This is a genomic window from Actinomyces oris (genome assembly GCF_001553935.1).
Lineage (GTDB): Bacteria > Actinomycetota > Actinomycetes > Actinomycetales > Actinomycetaceae > Actinomyces > Actinomyces oris_A.
In genome coordinates, this window is the sequence record NZ_CP014232.1 from 2,465,357 (window position 1) to 2,483,964 (window position 18,608).

At 67.6% G+C, this 18,608-nt stretch carries 15 protein-coding genes and 1 rRNA gene; 15 read left to right on the plus strand and 1 reads right to left on the minus strand.

Translation table 11 applies throughout. From position 1 onward, the window contains the following. The 8 genes from pheT to AXE84_RS09935 all read left to right on the plus strand — a co-directional run bounded on the left by pheT (nt 1) and on the right by AXE84_RS09935 (nt 9,805). On the plus strand, nt 1–2,658 hold the full coding sequence (gene pheT / locus AXE84_RS09900) for a phenylalanine--tRNA ligase subunit beta (RefSeq protein WP_060957756.1): 2,658 nt from the start codon (nt 1–3) through the stop codon (nt 2,656–2,658). Between the two features lie 140 nt (nt 2,659–2,798). Further along, complete coding sequence (locus tag AXE84_RS09905; protein WP_010613727.1) at nt 2,799–3,317, plus strand: flavodoxin domain-containing protein; 519 nt, start codon at nt 2,799–2,801, stop codon at nt 3,315–3,317. A 103-nt stretch (nt 3,318–3,420) separates the two neighbouring features. Further along, nucleotides 3,421–4,530 (plus strand): N-acetyl-gamma-glutamyl-phosphate reductase, encoded by a 1,110-nt coding sequence (argC, locus tag AXE84_RS09910; protein WP_060957757.1) that lies wholly within the window; start codon nt 3,421–3,423, stop codon nt 4,528–4,530. Then, entirely contained in the window at nt 4,527–5,723 is a 1,197-nt protein-coding gene (argJ, locus tag AXE84_RS09915; protein ID WP_060957758.1) for a bifunctional glutamate N-acetyltransferase/amino-acid acetyltransferase ArgJ, read from the plus strand. The genes argC and argJ overlap by 4 nt, the downstream gene beginning before the upstream one ends. After that, a complete protein-coding gene (argB, locus tag AXE84_RS09920; RefSeq protein WP_060957759.1) occupies nt 5,720–6,646 on the plus strand; it encodes an acetylglutamate kinase in 927 nt (308 codons plus the stop codon). The genes argJ and argB overlap by 4 nt, the downstream gene beginning before the upstream one ends. Next, nucleotides 6,643–7,917, plus strand: a complete 1,275-nt coding sequence (locus AXE84_RS09925; protein WP_060957760.1) for an acetylornithine transaminase — start codon at nt 6,643–6,645, stop codon at nt 7,915–7,917. The genes argB and AXE84_RS09925 overlap by 4 nt, the downstream gene beginning before the upstream one ends. Next, the gene (locus AXE84_RS09930) at nt 7,914–8,501 is read left to right on the plus strand and encodes an arginine repressor (RefSeq protein ID WP_010613732.1); all 588 of its coding nucleotides are present in this window, start codon (nt 7,914–7,916) and stop codon (nt 8,499–8,501) included. The genes AXE84_RS09925 and AXE84_RS09930 overlap by 4 nt, the downstream gene beginning before the upstream one ends. An 80-nt stretch (nt 8,502–8,581) precedes the next feature. Next, nucleotides 8,582–9,805, plus strand: a complete 1,224-nt coding sequence (locus tag AXE84_RS09935) for an argininosuccinate synthase (protein ID WP_060957761.1) — start codon at nt 8,582–8,584, stop codon at nt 9,803–9,805. Between the two features lie 170 nt (nt 9,806–9,975). Here AXE84_RS09935 and AXE84_RS09940 read toward each other — a convergent pair whose 3' ends face one another. Continuing rightward, nucleotides 9,976–10,857 carry a formate/nitrite transporter family protein gene (locus AXE84_RS09940; protein ID WP_010613734.1) on the minus strand — a complete coding sequence of 294 codons (882 nt, stop codon included), beginning with the start codon at nt 10,855–10,857 and terminating at the stop codon, nt 9,976–9,978. A gap of 177 nt (nt 10,858–11,034) precedes the next feature. Here AXE84_RS09940 and argH point away from each other — a divergent pair, with 177 nt between their 5' ends. The 7 genes from argH (at nt 11,035) to AXE84_RS09975 (ending at nt 18,552) form a co-directional block, all read left to right on the plus strand. Continuing rightward, complete coding sequence (gene argH, locus AXE84_RS09945; RefSeq protein ID WP_208854598.1) at nt 11,035–12,621, plus strand: argininosuccinate lyase; 1,587 nt, start codon at nt 11,035–11,037, stop codon at nt 12,619–12,621. A gap of 17 nt (nt 12,622–12,638) precedes the next feature. Beyond that, nucleotides 12,639–13,310, plus strand: coding sequence for a DNA-3-methyladenine glycosylase (locus tag AXE84_RS09950; protein ID WP_060957763.1), 672 nt, complete (start codon nt 12,639–12,641; stop codon nt 13,308–13,310). Between the two features lie 140 nt (nt 13,311–13,450). Beyond that, the gene (locus AXE84_RS09955; RefSeq protein WP_060957764.1) at nt 13,451–13,876 is read left to right on the plus strand and encodes a hypothetical protein; all 426 of its coding nucleotides are present in this window, start codon (nt 13,451–13,453) and stop codon (nt 13,874–13,876) included. Beyond that, nucleotides 13,873–14,433 (plus strand): MarR family winged helix-turn-helix transcriptional regulator, encoded by a 561-nt coding sequence (locus AXE84_RS09960; RefSeq protein WP_060957765.1) that lies wholly within the window; start codon nt 13,873–13,875, stop codon nt 14,431–14,433. The genes AXE84_RS09955 and AXE84_RS09960 overlap by 4 nt, the downstream gene beginning before the upstream one ends. Continuing rightward, entirely contained in the window at nt 14,423–15,037 is a 615-nt protein-coding gene (locus AXE84_RS09965) for a class I SAM-dependent methyltransferase (RefSeq protein WP_060957766.1), read from the plus strand. Before AXE84_RS09960 ends, AXE84_RS09965 begins: the two co-directional genes overlap by 11 nt. Before the next feature lie 164 nt (nt 15,038–15,201). Further along, nucleotides 15,202–16,464 (plus strand): tyrosine--tRNA ligase, encoded by a 1,263-nt coding sequence (gene tyrS / locus AXE84_RS09970; protein ID WP_060957767.1) that lies wholly within the window; start codon nt 15,202–15,204, stop codon nt 16,462–16,464. 535 nt (nt 16,465–16,999) lie between these two features. Next, nucleotides 17,000–18,552: ribosomal RNA gene (locus AXE84_RS09975) — 16S ribosomal RNA — on the plus strand. Nucleotides 18,553–18,608: the final 56 nt, after the last annotated feature.

Consider the following 18,608-nt stretch of genomic DNA (forward strand, 5'->3'; position numbering starts at 1 on the left):
ATGCCCTACGTCCCCATTGAATGGCTGCGCGAGCACGTCGACGTCCCCACCGGCCTGAGCGCCGAGCAGCTCGCCGCCGACCTTGTCCGGGTGGGCCTGGAGGAGGAGCGCATCGTTCCCCCGGCCGTCACCGGCCCCCTCGTCGTCGGCAAGGTCCTCACCCGCGAGGCCAAGGAGCAGTCCAACGGCAAGGTCATCAACTACTGCCGCGTCGACGTCGGCCCCGAGCACAACGACGCCCCCGGCACCGGCAAGGAGCCCTCCGACCTGCCCAGCCGCGGCATCGTCTGCGGCGCCCACAACTTCGACGTCGGTGACTACGTCGTCGTGTGCCTGCCCGGCGCCGTCCTGCCCGGCGACTTCCGCATCGCCGCGCGCAAGACCTACGGGCACGTCTCCGACGGCATGATCTGCTCGGCCCGCGAGCTCGGCATCGGGGAGGACCACTCCGGCATCATCGTGCTCCAGCAGTGGCTGGCCGAGCACGGTCACGAGGGAGAGGAGCCGCCCGCACCCGGGACCGACGCCATCGGCATCCTCGGCCTGGGGGAGGAAGTCCTGGAGATCAACGTGACCCCGGACCGCGGCTACTGCTTCGCCATGCGCGGCGTGGCCCGCGAGTACTCCCACTCCACCGGCGCCCGCTTCACCGACCCTGCCGACGCCACCAACACGGGGCTGTACCCCAACGGCGTGGCCGGCGCCGGGCAGGGCGGCTACGACGTCGTCGTCCCCGAGGATCCCCACCCCATTCACGGGCGCCCCGGATGCGACCGCTACGTCGCCCGCCTCGTGCGCGGCATCGACCCGAGCGCACCGTCGCCGACCTGGATGCAGGACCGCCTCACCGCCGCAGGCATGCGCCCCATCTCCCTGGCCGTGGACGTCACCAACTACGTCATGCTCGACCTGGGCCAGCCGCTGCACGCCTTCGACGCCGGCAAGCTCACCGCCCCCATCGTCGTGCGACGCGCTCATAAGGGGGAGCGACTCACCTTCCTCGACGAGGTCACCCGCACCCTCGACCCCGAGGACCTGGTGATCGCCGACTCCCCGGATGGTGAGGGCTCACGGGCCCTGGTCCTGGCCGGCGTCTTCGGTGGAGCCCTCAGCGAGGTCGACGCCGACACCCGCGACGTCCTCATCGAGGCCGCCCACTTCGACCCGGTCAGCGTGGCCCGCTCCTCGCGACGCCACAAGCTGCCCACCGAGTCCTCCAAGCGCAACGAGCGCGGCGTGGACACCGAGCTGGCCCCCATTGCCGCCCAGCGCGCCGTTGACCTGCTCGTGGAGTACGGCGGCGGCACCGCCGAGGCCGTGGCCACCGACATCAACCGCACCCGGGCCCCCGAGCCCATCACCATGCGCGCCGACGCTGCCGAGCGCCTCACCGGCGTCGCCTACGGAACCGAGCGCGTCACCGAGCTGCTCACCACCATCGGCTGCACCGTGGAGCGCGACGGCTCCGCCGACGACGGAACCGAGCTGCTGACCGTCACCCCGCCGACCTGGCGCCCGGACCTGGTGGGGCCTGCCCACCTGGCCGAGGAGATCGCCCGCCTCGACGGATACGATGCCATCCCGGTCATCGTGCCCACGGCTCCCGCCGGCACGGGGCTGAGCGCTGACCAGAAGGCCCGCCGCGACATCGTGCGCGCCCTGGCCGACGCCGGACTCACCCAGGTCCTGTCCTACCCCTTCATCGGGGAGGTCCACGACCTGCTTGAGATCCCGGCGGACGATGCTCGCCGCCAGAGGGTCCGCCTGGCCAATCCCCTGGCCGAGGACGCCCCCTACCTGCGCACCAGCGTGCTCGACTCCCTGGTCGATGTCACCCGGCGCAACGTCTCGCGCGGCCTGACTGACGTCGCCGTCTTCGAGCTCGGCTCCGTCACCCACCCGGCCGGCACCGTTCCCGCCCCGATCCCCGGAACCTCCGGGCGCCCCACCGACTCCGAGCAGGCAGCCCTCGAGGCGGGCATTCCCGCCCAGCCCACCCATATCGGCGCTGTCATGACCGGTGAGCACGAGCGCAGTGGAGTCCTGGGGGCCGGCCGTCCCTGGGACTGGGCCGATGCCGTCGAGGTGGTCCGCACCGTGGCCGCCGCGCTCGGCGTGAAGGTCGAGGTCTGTGCTCCGGAGCGCCCCTACGCCCCGTGGCACCCCGGCCGCACCGCGGAGATCCGCCTGCCCGGCCGACGTCGGGGCAAGGAGATCGAGCCCGGCAGGCGTATCGCCCACGCCGGTGAGCTTCACCCGCGGGTTGTGCGTGCGCTCGGACTCCCCGAGCGGGCCTGCGCCGTCGAGATCGACCTCGACCCGCTGCTGGAGGCCGCCCGCAGCGCCGGAGCGCTCCAGGTCAAGGCCGTCTCCACCTTCCCGGCCGCCAAGGAGGACATCGCCCTCGTCGTCGACGAGACCACCGCCGCCGCCGAGGTCGAGGCCCTGGTCAGGCAGGCTGCCGGGGACCTGGCCGAGGAGGTTCGCCTCTTCGACGTCTTCCGCGGCCCCCAGCTCGGTGAGGGCAAGAAGTCGCTGGCGTTCTCCCTGGTGCTGCGGGCCCCTGACCGCACGCTGACCGCCGAGGAGACCGCCGGCGTGCGCAAGCGCGTGGTCAAGCGCGCCGCCAAGCTCCTGGGGGCCGAGCTGCGCAGCTGAACCACGCAGGTCCGGCTAGCCGTCCTGTCAGCACTGACGGCCATGGTGTGATGCACATCATGGCCGTCAGTGCTTCTTCAGTGCTTTCGTCGAGCAGGGGATCCCAGACAGCGGGTGTGGTCTCGGTAATACTAGGCGGCATGAAGATCCTGCTGACCTCTTCCTCCAAGCACGGGTCCACCGATGAGGTGGCCGAGGTGATTGCTGAGCGGCTCCGGGCCGCCCAGATCGATGTGGAGACCAAGCGCCCCGAGGATGTCGACAGCGTCGAGGAGTATGACGCCTTCATCCTGGGCAGCGCGGTCTACATGACCAAGTGGACGCCGCAGGCCGTCGATTTCACCGAGCGCTTCCGTGACGTCCTCAGGGCCAGACCCGTGTGGGCCTTCTCCGTGGGGCTCTCCGGCCTGCCTAAGGGAAAGGTCGCCGACCCCATGCGCATCGGCCCGGTGCTGCTGGCCATCGACCCGGAGGACCACATGACCTTCGCGGGCCGCTTCGACCCCTCCAAGCTCAGCCTGCGCGAGCGCTCCATCGCCAAGCTCGGGGGAGCGAGTGAGGGTGACTACCGCAACTGGGATGAGGTGCGCGAGTGGGCCGACGCCATCGCCACCTCCCTCTATGACGACACGCTCACCAGTCGCCGCGACCGCTCCTAGCCCCCGGCGTCCCTGGCGTCCCCGGCCCTGAGGGCGGAGGGGAGATAATTCACAGCAACAGGCGATGAATGCATTTCTATGCACGCAGATGTATGGTTGCTGCATGACTTGGTCAGTTGCTGTTGCTGGAGCCACCGGGTACGCCGGTGGTGAGGTTCTGCGCCTGCTCACAGCCCACCCGGAGGTGGAGGTCGGTGCACTCACCGCGGCCTCGTCCGCCGGTAGCCGGCTCGGCGAGCACCATCCGCACCTGCTGTCCCTGGCGGACCGCACTGTCCACCCCACCGAGGCGGAGATCCTCGCCGAGCACGACGTCGTCGTCCTGGCCCTGCCGCACGGCGCCTCAGGAGCCGTGACGGCGGAGCTCGAGGGGATCGCCTCGAACGGCAGCAGCGTGCCGCTACTGATCGACTGCGGGGCGGACCACCGCCTGACCAGTCAGCAGGCGTGGGAGACCTTCTACGGCTCGGACTACGCCGGCGCCTGGACCTACGGCATGCCCGAGCTCCTGCACCACGGCGAGACGCGCGCCCGCGCTCAGCGCGAGGAACTGGCAGCCTCCAGGCGCATCGCCGTCCCCGGCTGCAACGTCACCGCCGTCACCCTGGCGGTCCAGCCCGGCATCGCCGCCGGACTTCTCGACCCCTCCCGGCTGACCGCGGTGCTGGCCGTCGGATACTCCGGCGCAGGCAAGGCACTCAAGCCCCACCTCACCGCGGCCGAGGCGCTGGGGTCGGCTCAGCCCTACGCCGTCGGAGGCACTCACCGGCACATTCCCGAAATCCTCCAGAACCTGGAGGTGGCCGGTGCCGCCGCAGGCTCGGCTCACCTGTCCTTCACTCCGGTCCTGGTCCCCATGAGCCGCGGCATCCTCGCCACCGTCACCGCCCCCATGACTGCGGCTCTGCGCGAGGCTCCCGACCCTGAAGCCACCCTACGAGCGGCCTGGGATGACGCCTACGGTGCCGCCGGCAGTGGTGAGAGCCTCATCCGGCTACTGCCCGAGGGGACCTGGCCCACCACCGGCACCGTCCTGGGCAGCGGAACCGCCACCGTCCAGGTCGCCATCGACCGTGGCGCGGAGGCCGTCGTGGCCATATGCGCCATCGACAACCTCGGTAAGGGCACCGCCAGTGCCGCCCTTCAGTCCCTCAACCTTGCCCTCGGACTGGAGGAGACCACCGCCATCGTCGCCCAAGGAGTCGCACCGTGAGCGTGACCGCAGCACAGGGATTCCGTGCCGCCGGCGTGCGCGCCGGCCTCAAGGCCTCTGGCAAGCCCGACCTCGCCCTCGTCGTCAATGATGGCCCGCTGGACACCGCGGCCGGAGTGTTCACCACCAACCGGGTCGTCGCCGCTCCCGTGGTCTGGTCTCGCCGGCTACTGACCGGTCAGGAAGGCGGACAGCCGGGCCACGCCCGCGCCGTCGTCCTCAACTCCGGCAGCGCCAACGCCTGCACCGGAGCGCAGGGCCTGCGCGACACCGAGGCCACCGCAGCCCGTGCCGCCGGCCTGGTGAGTACCGAACCGGACCAGGTCCTGGTCTGCTCCACGGGCGTCATCGGAGAGCGCATCGACATGCCTGTCCTCCTGGAGGGTATCGACATCGCCGCTCTGGCCCTGGACGATACGCCTCAGGCCGGTACCGACGCCGCCGCCGCCATCATGACGACTGACACCGTCTCCAAGGAGGACGCCCTCACGGTCGGTACCGGCGAGCAGAGCTGGACCATCGGCGGCATGATCAAGGGAGTGGGCATGCTCGCCCCAGGGTTGGCCACCATGCTCGCCGTCATCACCACCGACGCCGTCCTCACCCCTCAGCAGGCGCAGGACGCCCTGGCCTCCGCCACGATGCGCACCGTCAACCGGATCAACTCCGACGGGTGCATGTCCACCAACGACACGGTTCTCCTGCTGGCCTCCGGAGCCTCCGGTACCACGCCCTCCCAAGACGAGCTCGACGAGGCGCTCACCGAGGTGATGAGCTGGCTCGGCCGGCGCCTGGTGGCCGACGCCGAGGGTGCCACCCACGACATCGCCATCACCGTCTCCGGAGCCGTCAGCGAGCAGGCCGCCGAGGCCGCAGCCCGCACCGTCAGCTCCTCCAACCTCCTCAAGTGCGCCGTCGCCGGGGCCGACCCCAACTGGGGGCGCATCCTCTCCCAACTGGGGACCGTGCCGGAGGACGTGTGCCCCTTCAACCCCGACGAGGTCGACGTCGCCATCAACGGCATCACGATCTTCAGCCACGGCGCCCCACAACCCAACCGGGACGCAGTGGACATGAGCCCACGCGAGACCCGCATTGACATCGAGCTGTCGGCGGGCCCGGCCCAGGCCACCGTGTGGACCAATGACCTCACTCACGGATACGTCACCATCAACGCGGACTACACGACATGAAACGTACCCCTCTCGACCCACAGACCAAGGCATCCGTCCTGCTGGAGGCCGTGCCGTGGCTGCGCACCTACAAGGGCGCCACCATGGTCATCAAGTACGGCGGCAACGCCATGGTCAACGATGAGCTCAAACGCGCCTTCGCCCAGGACATCCTCTTCCTGCACCAGGTCGGGGTGCGCCCCGTCGTCGTTCACGGCGGCGGGCCCCAGATCAACGCGATGCTCAAGCGGCTGGGTATCAGCTCGGAGTTCCGCGGAGGACTGCGCGTCACCACCCCCGAGGTCATGGACGTGGTCCGCATGGTGCTCACCGGCTCCGTGCAGCGCGAGCTCGTCTCCCTGCTCAACACCGACGGCTCTGCCGCCGTCGGCATCAGCGGTGAGGACGGCGGGCTCCTGCGGGCTCGGCAGCGCCTGGCCACAGTGGACGGGCATAAGGTCGACGTCGGCCTGGTCGGCGACGTCGTCGACGTCAGTCCGCAGCCCATCATCGACCTGCTCGACCAGGGCCGTATCCCGGTCATCTCCTCGGTCGCTCCACTGATGACGGACTCCGAGACCGTCCTCAACGTCAACGCCGACACGGCTGCCGCCGCGATCGCCGTGGCCCTCAAGGCCCGCACCCTGCTCATGCTCACCGACGTCGAGGGGCTCTACTCGGCCTGGCCAGACCGCAGCACGCTGGTGCCCTTCATCAGTACCGCCGCGCTGGAGGAGCTCCTGCCCACGCTCGAGGCCGGGATGATCCCCAAGATGGAGGCCTGTTTGCGGGCCGTCTACGGGGGAGTCGCGCAGGCGCACGTCGTCGACGGACGCCAGGCCCACAGCATGCTGCTCGAGATCGTCACCGACCAGGGCGTCGGCACCGTCATCCACCCCGGAGACGCCCCGGTCCCACCGCTGAACGGAGGTAAGAGCCTATGACCCCCTCCTCGCGAGTTCAGGCTCCCACCGCGGAGGCGAAAGGGGCCGGCACCGGCAACGCCGGCTGGCTGACCCGCTACACCGACGCCGTGATGAACACCTTCGGCACCCCCAGCCGGGTCCTGGTGCGGGGGAGTGGCGCCCACGTCTGGGACGCCGACGGCCAGGAGTACATCGACCTGCTGGCGGGCATCGCCGTCAACTGCCTGGGACACGCGCACCCCGCGATCGTCGAGGCCGTGTCCACCCAGATCTCCACCCTGGGGCACGTCTCCAACTTCTTCACCACCCCGGCCCAGGTCGGCCTCGCCGAGGAGCTCGTCCGCCTCACCTTCCCTGACCATCCCGCTCACGACTCCCGCGTCTTCCTGGCCAACTCCGGTACCGAGGCTAATGAGGCCGCTTTCAAGATCGCCCGCCGTCACGGCGATAGCCGACGCCCCCGGGTCCTAGCCCTCCAGGACGCCTTCCACGGCAGGACCATGGGCGCCCTGGCCCTGACCTACAAGGCCGCCTACCGGGAGCCCTTCGAGCCGCTGCCCGGTGGGGTCGAGTTCATCCCCGCCGGTGACGTCGAAGCACTGCGCACCGCGCTGGGGCCGGACGTGGCGGCACTCGTTGTCGAACCCATACAGGGCGAGGCCGGGGTGCGTGAGCTGCCTGCCGGGTACCTGGAGGCGGCCCGCGAGCTGACTGAGGCCGCTGGCGCGCTGCTCATCATCGATGAGGTTCAGACCGGAATGGGACGCACCGGCGCCTGGATGGCGCACCATCTGCTGGCACCGGGCATCGTCCCCGACGTCGTCACCCTGGCCAAGGGACTGGGCGGAGGCGTCCCCATCGGCGCAGTCGTCGCCAGTGGGCAGGCCGCCGCTCTTCTCGAGCCGGGGCAGCACGGCACCACCTTCGGCGGCAACCCGGTGGCCTGCGCAGCAGCGCTCGCCGTCATCGGGACTATCCGTAGCCAGTCCCTGCTGGAGAGGGTTCAGCAGCTCGGCTCGGCCTGGTCCCGGGAGCTGGCGGTCGTGGACGGAGTCAACCAGGTGCGCGGCCGGGGCCTGCTGCTCGGCGTCGGGCTGGACGACGGGCTCCCGCCCGCTGCTGAGATCGCCGCTGCCCTGGCGGCTCGCGGTTTCATTGTCAATGCGCCGCGCCCTGACACGATCCGCCTGGCTCCCCCCTTCATCCTCTCCGACGATGACGCCAGGGCCTTCACCACCACGCTGTCCGAGGTCCTTGACCGGGCACTGTCAGAGAAAGCCGGTTCATGAGCGCCACCATCGAGGCCTCTCAGCGCGACCTGGAGGCAACGGCCCCCCTGGTACCCGGGACCAAGACCGCCCGGCACGCCAGCATCGTCCAGATCCTGTCGCGGGAACGTATCAGCTCCCAGGCCCAGCTGCGCAAGGCCCTGGCACAGCGCGGCATCAGTACTACCCAGGCCACGCTTTCACGGGATCTGGTGGAGCTGCGGGCCACGAAGATCCGCGCCCCGGGCGGAGAACTCATCTACTCCATGCCCGAGGCCGGCGCCCCCGGCCAGGTCCATACCGGTGCCCTTTCCGAGCCGGAGGAGACCGAGGACTCTTTGCGTGCCCACACCACCCCCCGTCTGTCCCGGTGGTGCGCAGAGCTACTCGTTACTGCCGAGTGGGCCGGCCCCCAGGTGGTCCTGCGAACGCCCGCCGGCGCCGCCCAGCTGCTCGCCGGGGCCGTTGACGACGCCATGATGCCGGGCGTCATGGGGTGCATAGCCGGCGACGACACCGTCCTGGTCATCACCCGCGGCGCTCAGGTCGCAGCCGATGTGGCCAGGCACTTGCTCGCTCTGGCTGACCCCTCAGCCCGAGCCTGACCTCTCCCCACCACCCTTGACATCCCCAGTCACCTGAGCGCCGCTGCGTCGGCGTCATCACGAAGAGAAGAGTGATCCCATTGAGCATCCACAAGGACCGTGTCGTCCTGGCCTACTCCGGAGGCCTGGACACGTCCGTCGCCATCGGCTGGATCGGCGAGGCCACTGGTCGAGAGGTTGTGGCCGTCGCCGTTGACGTCGGCCAGGGCGGCGAGGACCTTGAGGTGATCCGTCAGCGAGCCCTCGACTGCGGAGCCGTCGAGGCCTATGTCGCCGACGCCCGAGACGAGTTCGCCAACGACTACTGCATGCCGGCGCTCAAGGCCAACGCCCTCTACGAGGGGACCTATCCGCTCGTGTCGGCCCTGTCCCGCCCGGTCATCGCCCGCCACCTGGTCAAGGCCGCCCGCGAGTTCGGCGCGAACACCGTGGCCCACGGCTGCACCGGCAAGGGCAACGACCAGGTCCGCTTCGAGGTCTCCATCACCTCCATGGCCCCCGACATGGACTGCATCTCCCCGGTACGCGACCTGGCGCTGACCCGTGACGTGGCCATCGACTACGCCGAGAAGCACAACCTGCCGATCGAGACCACCAAGCACAACCCCTTCTCCATCGACCAGAATGTTTGGGGCCGTGCCATTGAGACCGGGTACCTCGAGGACCTGTGGAACGCTCCCACCAAGGACGTCTACGTCTATACCGATGACCCCGCCTACCCGCCCCTGCCCGACGAAGTGACCCTCACCTTCAAGGAAGGAATCCCTGTGGCCATCGACGGCCGCGACGTCAGCGCCCTGGAAGCGATTCAGGAGCTCAACCGTAGGGCAGGCACCCAGGGCGTGGGGCGCATCGACATGGTCGAGGACCGGCTCGTGGGGATCAAGTCCCGCGAGATCTACGAGGCCCCCGGCGCCGTGGCCCTGATCGAGGCCCACCGAGCGCTCGAGGCCGTCACCCTGGAGCGCATGCAGCGCCGCTACAAGCGGAGCATGGAGCAGACCTGGGCCGAGCTCGTATACGAGGCCCAGTGGTACTCCCCGCTCAAGCGCTCCATGGACGCCTTCATCGAGGACACGCAGCGCTATGTCAACGGTGACATCCGAATGGTCCTGCACGGCGGCCGGGCGACCGTCAACGGGCGTCGCTCCGAGACGGGCCTGTACGACTTCAACCTGGCCACCTATGAGAGCGGAGACACCTTCGACCAGTCCTCCTCGCGGGGCTTCATCGAGATCTACGGGATGCAGTCCAAGCTCGCCGCCGCCCGCGACGTGCGCGCTGGCAACGGTCAAGGGTTCTGACCGGGACATAAACCGTCTCAGGTTCTACGGTGCGGGGATGCCCGAAACCGACTGACCGTGACGAACCGGTTGCCTCCGCAGACAGAAAAGCGGAGACAACCGGTTCGTCATGCTGGCTGCGCCTCGCCGACGGGGACGGCCGGCTCACGGCAGGGAGCCGGCCGTCCCGATCACTCAGTCGACTCAGCCGCTTGTGCCCCGTTCTTCTGGGGCTGTCGGCGCAGCCAGCGGGAGTCGTCGTTGGCGTAGGCGTAGTAGCCGCCGATCAGCAGCCCGCCGCCCACGAAGTTGCCCAGCAGTGCCACAGCCACATTCCCCAGCGCCGGCAAGACATCGATCCCATGCGTCAGACCGACGACCGTGAACAGGACTGTGTTGGCCACGGAGTGCTCAAGGCCGAGGAAGGCGAAGACGAACACGGAGATGAGCATCGCGAAGATCTTGGACCAGTCCTCGCGGATGAAGCCGTTGTAGATGAGGAGCATCGCCAGGTTGATCATGAAGTTGCACAGGACCGCCCGCACGAAGAGGTCGCCGATCCCCGAGGCCGACGACAGGTAGTGGAGCTTGGCGGCCACTGAGTGGGTGGCCTGTTCACCGGTTGCCGCCTCTACGAGGGTGGAGAAGCGGTACATGGCCGCGAAGACCAGCCCTCCGGCGAAGTTGCCGGCCAGGCACATGACCAGCACCCTCAGAGCCCGCCACGTCGAGATCCGCCTGTAGTAGTGGCCGATGGCCACCACCATCATGTTGCTGGTGAGCAGCTCGGACTTCGTGTAGTAGATGAAGACGAGAGCGGGTCCGAAGGACAGAGCCCCGAGCATCTTCCCGATCCCCGCGAGCGAGGTGTCCCCGAGGCGCAGGCCATCGAAGACACCGACGATGGCGTAGTTCACGACATAGAAGACCGCCACGATCATGCCGGCCATCGCCGCGCGCATGAGATAGCGGTGGGCGATCACCCCGGTCATCCGGGTCTTGGTCTCGAGGGCCTCGAGCACGGTGGAGATGAACTGCTTGCCTGGGAAAAGTGCGTCTTGTTCGGCGGGCATTGGCTCATCATGGCATTGCCCGCCATCCGAGACACAGGCCTTTCTTCCTTCCCGTTGGTTGGGATCTCCGGTCCTGGTTCCACTTACTGCGTCTTCCTCAAGAAAGTGGGGATCGTTTTGTCTGCGAGCCACGACAGGGCCTGTCCAGACTGATCGTTGAGGAACCTGCTCGGGCAGATGGGCCATGATGGGGGCATGAGCCAGTTCTCCAGCCAGCCCGCAAAGCCATCCGCTGCCCAGTCCGTCGCCTCAGAAGCTCAGCAGGACGCGGCTCCCGCCGGCGTCAGCCTGTGGGGTGGACGCTTCTCAGGAGGACCCGCTGACGCGCTGGCCGCGCTGTCGGTGAGCACCCACTTCGACTGGCGCCTGGCCCGTTATGACATTGCCGGCTCCCGGGCCCACGCCCGCGCCCTGGCGCAGGCCGGTCTGCTGGACGCGGAGCAGCTGTCCGGCATGCTGGAGGCCCTGGAGCGTCTCGAGGCCGACGTCGTCGCCGGCATCTTCGTCCCGGAGGCCACCGACGAGGACGTTCACACCGCCCTGGAGCGCGGCCTCATCGAGCGTGCCGGTGACGATCTGGGGGGCCGTCTGCGCGCCGGGCGCAGCCGCAACGACCAGATCGCCACTCTCATCCGCATGTACCTGCGCGACCAGGCCCGCCACGTCGCCGGACTCGTCCTCGACGTCGTCGACGCCCTCATCGACCAGGCCGCCCAGGCCTCTGACGCCATCATGCCCGGACGCACCCACATGCAGCACGCCCAGCCGGTGCTTGTCGCCCACCAGCTGCTGGCCCACGCCTGGCCGCTCATGCGCGACGTTGAGCGCCTGGAGGACTGGGACTCCCGGGCCGCCGTGAGCCCCTACGGCTCCGGTGCGCTGGCGGGCAACACTCTCGGCATGGACCCCGATGCCGTGGCCGCTGACCTCGGATTCGAGGCCGCCGTGGAGAACTCCATCGACGGCACGGCCGCCCGCGACGTCGTTGCCGAGCTCAGCTTCGTGCTGACGATGACCGCCGTCGACGTCTCGCGCCTGAGCGAGGAGATCATCGTCTGGAACACCAAGGAGTTCGACTTCGTCACCTTGGACGACTCCTACTCCACGGGCTCGTCCATCATGCCGCAGAAGAAGAACCCGGACGTGGCCGAGCTCGCCCGCGGCAAGGCCGGGCGCCTCATCGGCGACCTGACCGGGCTGCTTGCCACCCTCAAGGCCCTGCCCCTGGCCTACAACCGGGACCTACAGGAGGACAAGGAACCGGTCTTCGACGCCGTCGACACTCTGGCCGTCCTCCTGCCGGCCGTCAGCGGCATGGTGAGCACGATGACCCTCCACTACGAGCGCATGGCGGAGCTCGCCCCCCAGGGGTTCTCCCTGGCCACCGATATCGCGGAGTGGCTGGTCAAAAACGGCGTGCCCTTCCGCAGCGCCCACGAGATCTCCGGTGCCTGCGTGCGCGAGTGCGAGAAGCGCGGCATTGAGCTGTGGGACCTGACCGACGCCGACTTCGCCGCCATTGATGAGCGGCTCACCCCGGGGGTGCGGGAGGTCCTCTCGGCCGAGGGGTCGGTGGCCGCTCGCACCGGGCACGGCGGCACCGCCCCGGTGCGTGTGGTGGAGCAGCTCGCCCGCGCCATCGCCCGCAGCGCCGAGCTGCGAGTCTTCGCCTGGGAGGGATCCTTGCTGGACGGCCCCGCCGGTCCCCAGCGGCCCGACCCCAGTCAGACCGATGAGGAATGGGGCGAGGAGGACCAGGACTGAGCCGGGGCGGCAGGTCGATGTCAGACGCTTCCCTGAGAGAGACGGCGATGGAGCTGAGCGCCGAAGCTGCCTCGCTGCTCAGATGTGACAGCCTGGAGGCGGCCCCGGCGCTGCTGGGCGCCGTCATCACCGTTGCCGACCCGGCCGGGCGCGTCGCGATCCGCCTGACCGAGGTGGAGGCCTACCGCGGCGAGAAGGACCCGGGCTCCCACGCCTTCCGGGGACGCACAGCGCGCAACGCCTCCATGTTCGAGGCCGGCGGGTGCATCTACGTCTACTTCACCTACGGCATGCACCACTGCCTCAACGTCGTCACCGGCCCCGCCGGGGTCTCACGCGCGGTGCTGTTGCGCGGGGGAGAGGTCGTCGAAGGGCTCGAGCAGGCCAGGGGACGCCGCCCCGCAGCCCGCACTGACCGCGACCTGGCCCGTGGCCCGGCCAGACTGTGCGCCGCACTGGGACTGGACCGCTCCGACGACGGCGCGCTGCTGGGCGGGCCGGGATCACGCATCAGCCTGACGCTGCCGCAGCAGACACCGGATGCCGGACGCATCCGCCGTGGGCCACGCACCGGGGTGGCCGGCCCCGGGGGAGACGGAGAAGCCTTCCCGTGGCGCTTCTGGCTGGACGGAGAGCCCACCGTCTCGCCATACCGGCCGGCCGTCACCAGGCGACGCTCACAGGGCTGAACCTCGCCGAGCCCAACTCCGATGGGTCTCCACTTGCCCGCGCCACTCCTGTCCGCTAATAATGGGTACACAGATTATCGCTGCAAAGACTATTTGTGGTGCGGAACCTCCGAGCGCGGAGGACGAGGAAGGGGACGGCCATGTGGTCGACTGAGTGCCAACGGACAGTGGATCTCCCGGCGGAGGTCCTGTGGGAGACCTGGATCAAGGTTCTCTCCGGTGACATCGAACTTCCCCAGGGAGATCGCTACGAGCCGCACGAGCCTGTGGGACCCGGCGCCTCGATCACGATGACTCCGGAGGGGCAGGACAGTGTCGAGATCACGGTGATCCGCTGGGAACCCCCTCATGTCCAGGCGGACCGGGTCTCCTACGGGGGAGTGGAGCTGACCTTCACCCACTCCTTCATGCCCGCGCAGACACAAGGGAAGAGCGTTGTGACCACCCGCCTCGACATCGACGGCCCCGGTGCCGACGATGTAGGCCCGACGATCGGTCCGGGAATCGCCGAGGACTTTCCGCAGGCCATCGACTCGCTCGTTGAGGCTGCTAGGGTCGATATGTGAAGACAAGGTTCCAGGGTCCTGAGGCGAGCCCCGGCTTCCTCATGTGGAGGGCCGCGCTGGCCTGGCAGCGAGACATCGCTGCCGCCCTGGAGCCAGTTGGACTGACGCACTCCCAGTTCGTCCTCCTGGCCTGCACGCAGTGGCTCGAGGAGCATGGGGACGGGGCCAGCCAGGTGATGGTCGCAACCCAGGCGGGAATGGATGTGAAGACTGCCAGCCAGGTGCTGCGTCGGCTGGAGCGGGCCGGTCTGGTGTCGCGGCAGCCGGATCCCAAGGACGCCCGTGCCCGGATCGTGACCATGACGCCGGCAGGCAGAGATGTCGGGGCCCGGGCAACGCGTTTGGTGGAGGACGCCGATGAGGCGTACTTCGCAGTAGTGCCCCACCTGCGCGAGGCACTGCTGCGTCAAGCCGGCGTCGTAGCGCGTGGATCAGCGACGCAGCCCAACCAGGAGACCGCTGCGTCCATCGACCGGACTGTGAGCCCCAAGATCTTGGATGACTCAGCCGGTCCGACCCAGGCGGCTGCTCCGTCAGACTCCCGCAGTGGTCAGTGACTACTGGAACCACAACGTCGCCTTTCACCGGCGCATCGCGCGGGACGCGGCGCTGCGCGGTGGAAGCGCGCTCGATGTCGGATGCGGTGACGGGCTCCTGCTCGCACGCCTGACGGCGGTGTGCCGGCGCGCCGTCGGACTTGAAACCGACGGGCAGGCAGTTGCTCGAGCGCGCAGACGTCTCGAACGGACTCCGCAGGCCGAGGTGCTGCTCGACGACGTCATGGATCTGGACCTTCCTCAGCGCATCGGCACCTTTGAGACGGTCACCTGCGTGGCCACGCTGCACCACCTCCCACTGGAACCCGCCCTGGTGAGGCTGAGTCAGCTGGTGGCACCCGGCGGGCGTCTGATCGTCGTCGGCTTGGCCGCCAACAAGAGCCTGTGGGACTGGACGCTGTCCGCACTGGCCGTCCTGCCTCTGCACGTGGTCGGCGCCCTGCGACGGGAGAGCTCAGACATCGGTGTGGTCACTCGTGTTCCACGAGAGTCCCTGGCCGAGATTCGTCGGGCGGCAGTCCGGCTGCTTCCCGGGGCCAGGACTCGACGGCGCTTCTACTACCGATACACCCTCATATGGGATCGCCCGACTGAGGGCTCGTGAAGGCTCCCCGTATCCGGCTCACGGCTCCGTGGCCTGGCCTCTTCGTGGAAGCCGAGCCGGAGCATGGCAGACTATCTGCGCCGGAGGTATCAGCCGGACCCGAGCGTGACGCGCCGGGATCATGCGTGCGGCAAGCACGACAACCCACGGAAGGCGACTGGACAGTGACGGACATCCTGGACGAACTGCAGTGGCGCGGGCTCATCGCCCAGCACACCGACATTGACGCGCTGCGAGCGGCGCTCAGCGACGGGGCCGTCACCTTCTATTGCGGGTTCGACCCCACGGCGCCGAGCCTTCACCACGGGCACCTCGTAGCCGTCAAGGTCATGCGCCATCTTCAGTTGGCCGGGCACCGTCCGCTGGCGCTGGTGGGTGGGGCGACCGGCCTCATCGGCGACCCGCGCGCCAAGGGGGAGCGCAGCCTCAACACCAAGGACGTCGTTGCCGGCTGGGCGGCCAGCCTGCAGGAACAGCTCGAGAACCTTCTCGACTTCAGCGGGGACAACCCGGCGCAGATCGTCAACAACCTGGACTGGACCCAGGCGATGAGCGCCATTGACTTCCTGCGGGACCTGGGCAAGCACTTCCGCATGGGCACCATGCTCTCCAAGGACATCGTCGCCCGGCGCCTGGCCAGCGAGGAGGGCATCTCCTACACAGAGTTCAGCTACCAGGTCCTCCAGGCCAACGACTACCTCGAGCTCTACCGACGCTACGGCTGCACCCTGGAGGTCGGCGGCAACGACCAGTGGGGCAACCTCGTGGGCGGGATGGACCTCATCCACAAGGTCGAGGGCGCCTCGGTCCACGTCATGACCAACCCCCTCATCACCAAGGCCGACGGCACCAAGTTCGGTAAGTCCGAGGGCGGGGCGATCTGGCTCAACCCCGAGATGCTCAGCCCCTACGGCTTCTACCAGTTCTGGCTCCAGGTCGACGACGCCGACGTTGTGCGCTTCCTCAAGGTCTTCACCTTCCTGGAGCGCGAGGAGATTGAGCGCCTGGAGGCGGTGACGGCCGAGAACCCGAAGGCACGTGAGGCGCAGCGGGTTCTGGCGCACGAAGTCTGCACGTGGGTCCACGGAGCCGGCGCGACTGCCCAGGCCGAAGCGGCGACCTCCGCACTGTGGGGCCGCGGCGACCTCGCCGACATCGATGAGGCGACGATCCTGGCGGCTACGGCTGATCTCGCCTCCGGTGACGTGACAGTCGGACAGACCACGATCGTGGACCTGCTTGTGGGCACGGGGCTGGAGCGCGGGCGCAATGCGGCCCGCAAAACCATTGCCGGAGGCGGGGCCTACATCAACAACGTCAAGGTGGCCGACGAGACCGCGGTCATCGGTCCCGAGCATCTGCTCGCCGGGGGAGTGGTGCTGGTGCGCAAGGGACGGCGGAACCTAGCCGTCGGACGTGCGGCTTAGGCTTCTCTCGAGGGGAAATCCTCGCTTTGCAAACACAGCTGTTGAGCGGTGACGGCGCCTTGTGGGCACCGTCACCGCTCATCAGTTTGACGGGTTGGTGGTCGGTGCGTAATGTTCTCTCCGGCCCGAAACGGGGAGGATGAATTTCCTCAGACCGGCCGGGGACTGAGAACTGAAGAGAGCCGAAGAGAGACGAGGGTCACCGCCCATTCGTTTGACTCAGAAAATCCGGCTCGCTAAAGTTTCTCAGGCGCTTCTGAGAGCGAAGCGAAAGGCAAAATGCCTTACGACAAGTTCTCGGTGGGTGTGTTGTTTGAGAACTCGATAGTGTGTCATGTTTTTTATGCCATGGCCCTGGGGGCTGCGCTTGTTTGTGTGGTTTTTGGGGTTTGTTTTGTTTTGGTTTGCCTGGTCCTCATTTCTTTTGTTGTGGGGGTTGGGTTGGGCCTGGTCTGGTTTTCTGGACTGTTGTACTGACGTTGGGCTCTGGCTGGCTATTTGTTTGTGGTTGGTTGGGGCCTGGTTTTGTTGGTTTTGTTTGGAGAGTTTGATCCTGGCTCAGGACGAACGCTGGCGGCGTGCTTAACACATGCAAGTCGAACGGTGAAGGGACCAGCTTGCTGGTTCTGGATGAGTGGCGAACGGGTGAGTAACACGTGAGTAACCTGCCCCCTTCTTCTGGATAACCGCATGAAAGTGTGGCTAATACGGGATATTCTGGGTCTGTCGCATGACGGGTCTGGGAAAGATGCGCCTTTGGGTGTTTTTGGTGGGGGATGGGCTCGCGGCCTATCAGCTTGTTGGTGGGGTGATGGCCTACCAAGGCGGTGACGGGTAGCCGGCCTGAGAGGGTGGACGGTCACACTGGGACTGAGACACGGCCCAGACTCCTACGGGAGGCAGCAGTGGGGAATATTGCACAATGGGCGCAAGCCTGATGCAGCGACGCCGCGTGAGGGATGGAGGCCTTCGGGTTGTGAACCTCTTTCGCCAGTGAAGCAGGCCCGCCTCGTTGTGGGTGGGTTGACGGTAGCTGGATAAGAAGCGCCGGCTAACTACGTGCCAGCAGCCGCGGTAATACGTAGGGCGCGAGCGTTGTCCGGAATTATTGGGCGTAAAGAGCTCGTAGGCGGCTGGTCGCGTCTGTCGTGAAATCCTCTGGCTTAACTGGGGGCTTGCGGTGGGTACGGGCCGGCTTGAGTGCGGTAGGGGAGACTGGAACTCCTGGTGTAGCGGTGGAATGCGCAGATATCAGGAAGAACACCGGTGGCGAAGGCGGGTCTCTGGGCCGTTACTGACGCTGAGGAGCGAAAGCGTGGGGAGCGAACAGGATTAGATACCCTGGTAGTCCACGCCGTAAACGTTGGGCACTAGGTGTGGGGGGCCTTTTCCGGGTCTTCCGCGCCGTAGCTAACGCATTAAGTGCCCCGCCTGGGGAGTACGGCCGCAAGGCTAAAACTCAAAGGAATTGACGGGGGCCCGCACAAGCGGCGGAGCATGCGGATTAATTCGATGCAACGCGAAGAACCTTACCAAGGCTTGACATGTGCCGGTCGGCTCCGGAGACGGGGTTTCCTCCTTGTGGGGCCGGTTCACAGGTGGTGCATGGTTGTCGTCAGCTCGTGTCGTGAGATGTTGGGTTAAGTCCCGCAACGAGCGCAACCCTTGTCCCGTGTTGCCAGCACGTTGTGGTGGGGACTCGCGGGAGACTGCCGGGGTCAACTCGGAGGAAGGTGGGGATGACGTCAAATCATCATGCCCCTTATGTCTTGGGCTTCACGCATGCTACAATGGCCGGTACAGAGGGCTGCGATACCGTGAGGTGGAGCGAATCCCTTAAAGCCGGTCTCAGTTCGGATCGGTGTCTGCAACTCGACACCGTGAAGTTGGAGTCGCTAGTAATCGCAGATCAGCAACGCTGCGGTGAATACGTTCTCGGGCCTTGTACACACCGCCCGTCACGTCATGAAAGTCGGCAACACCCGAAGCCCGTGGCCCTACGGGGAGCGGTCGAAGGTGGGGCTGGTGATTGGGACGAAGTCGTAACAAGGTAGCCGTACCGGAAGGTGCGGCTGGATCACCTCCTTTCTAAGGATTGATTGCGGGGGTGGCTTCCTGGCCGTGTGTTGTCTGGATCGTTGAAT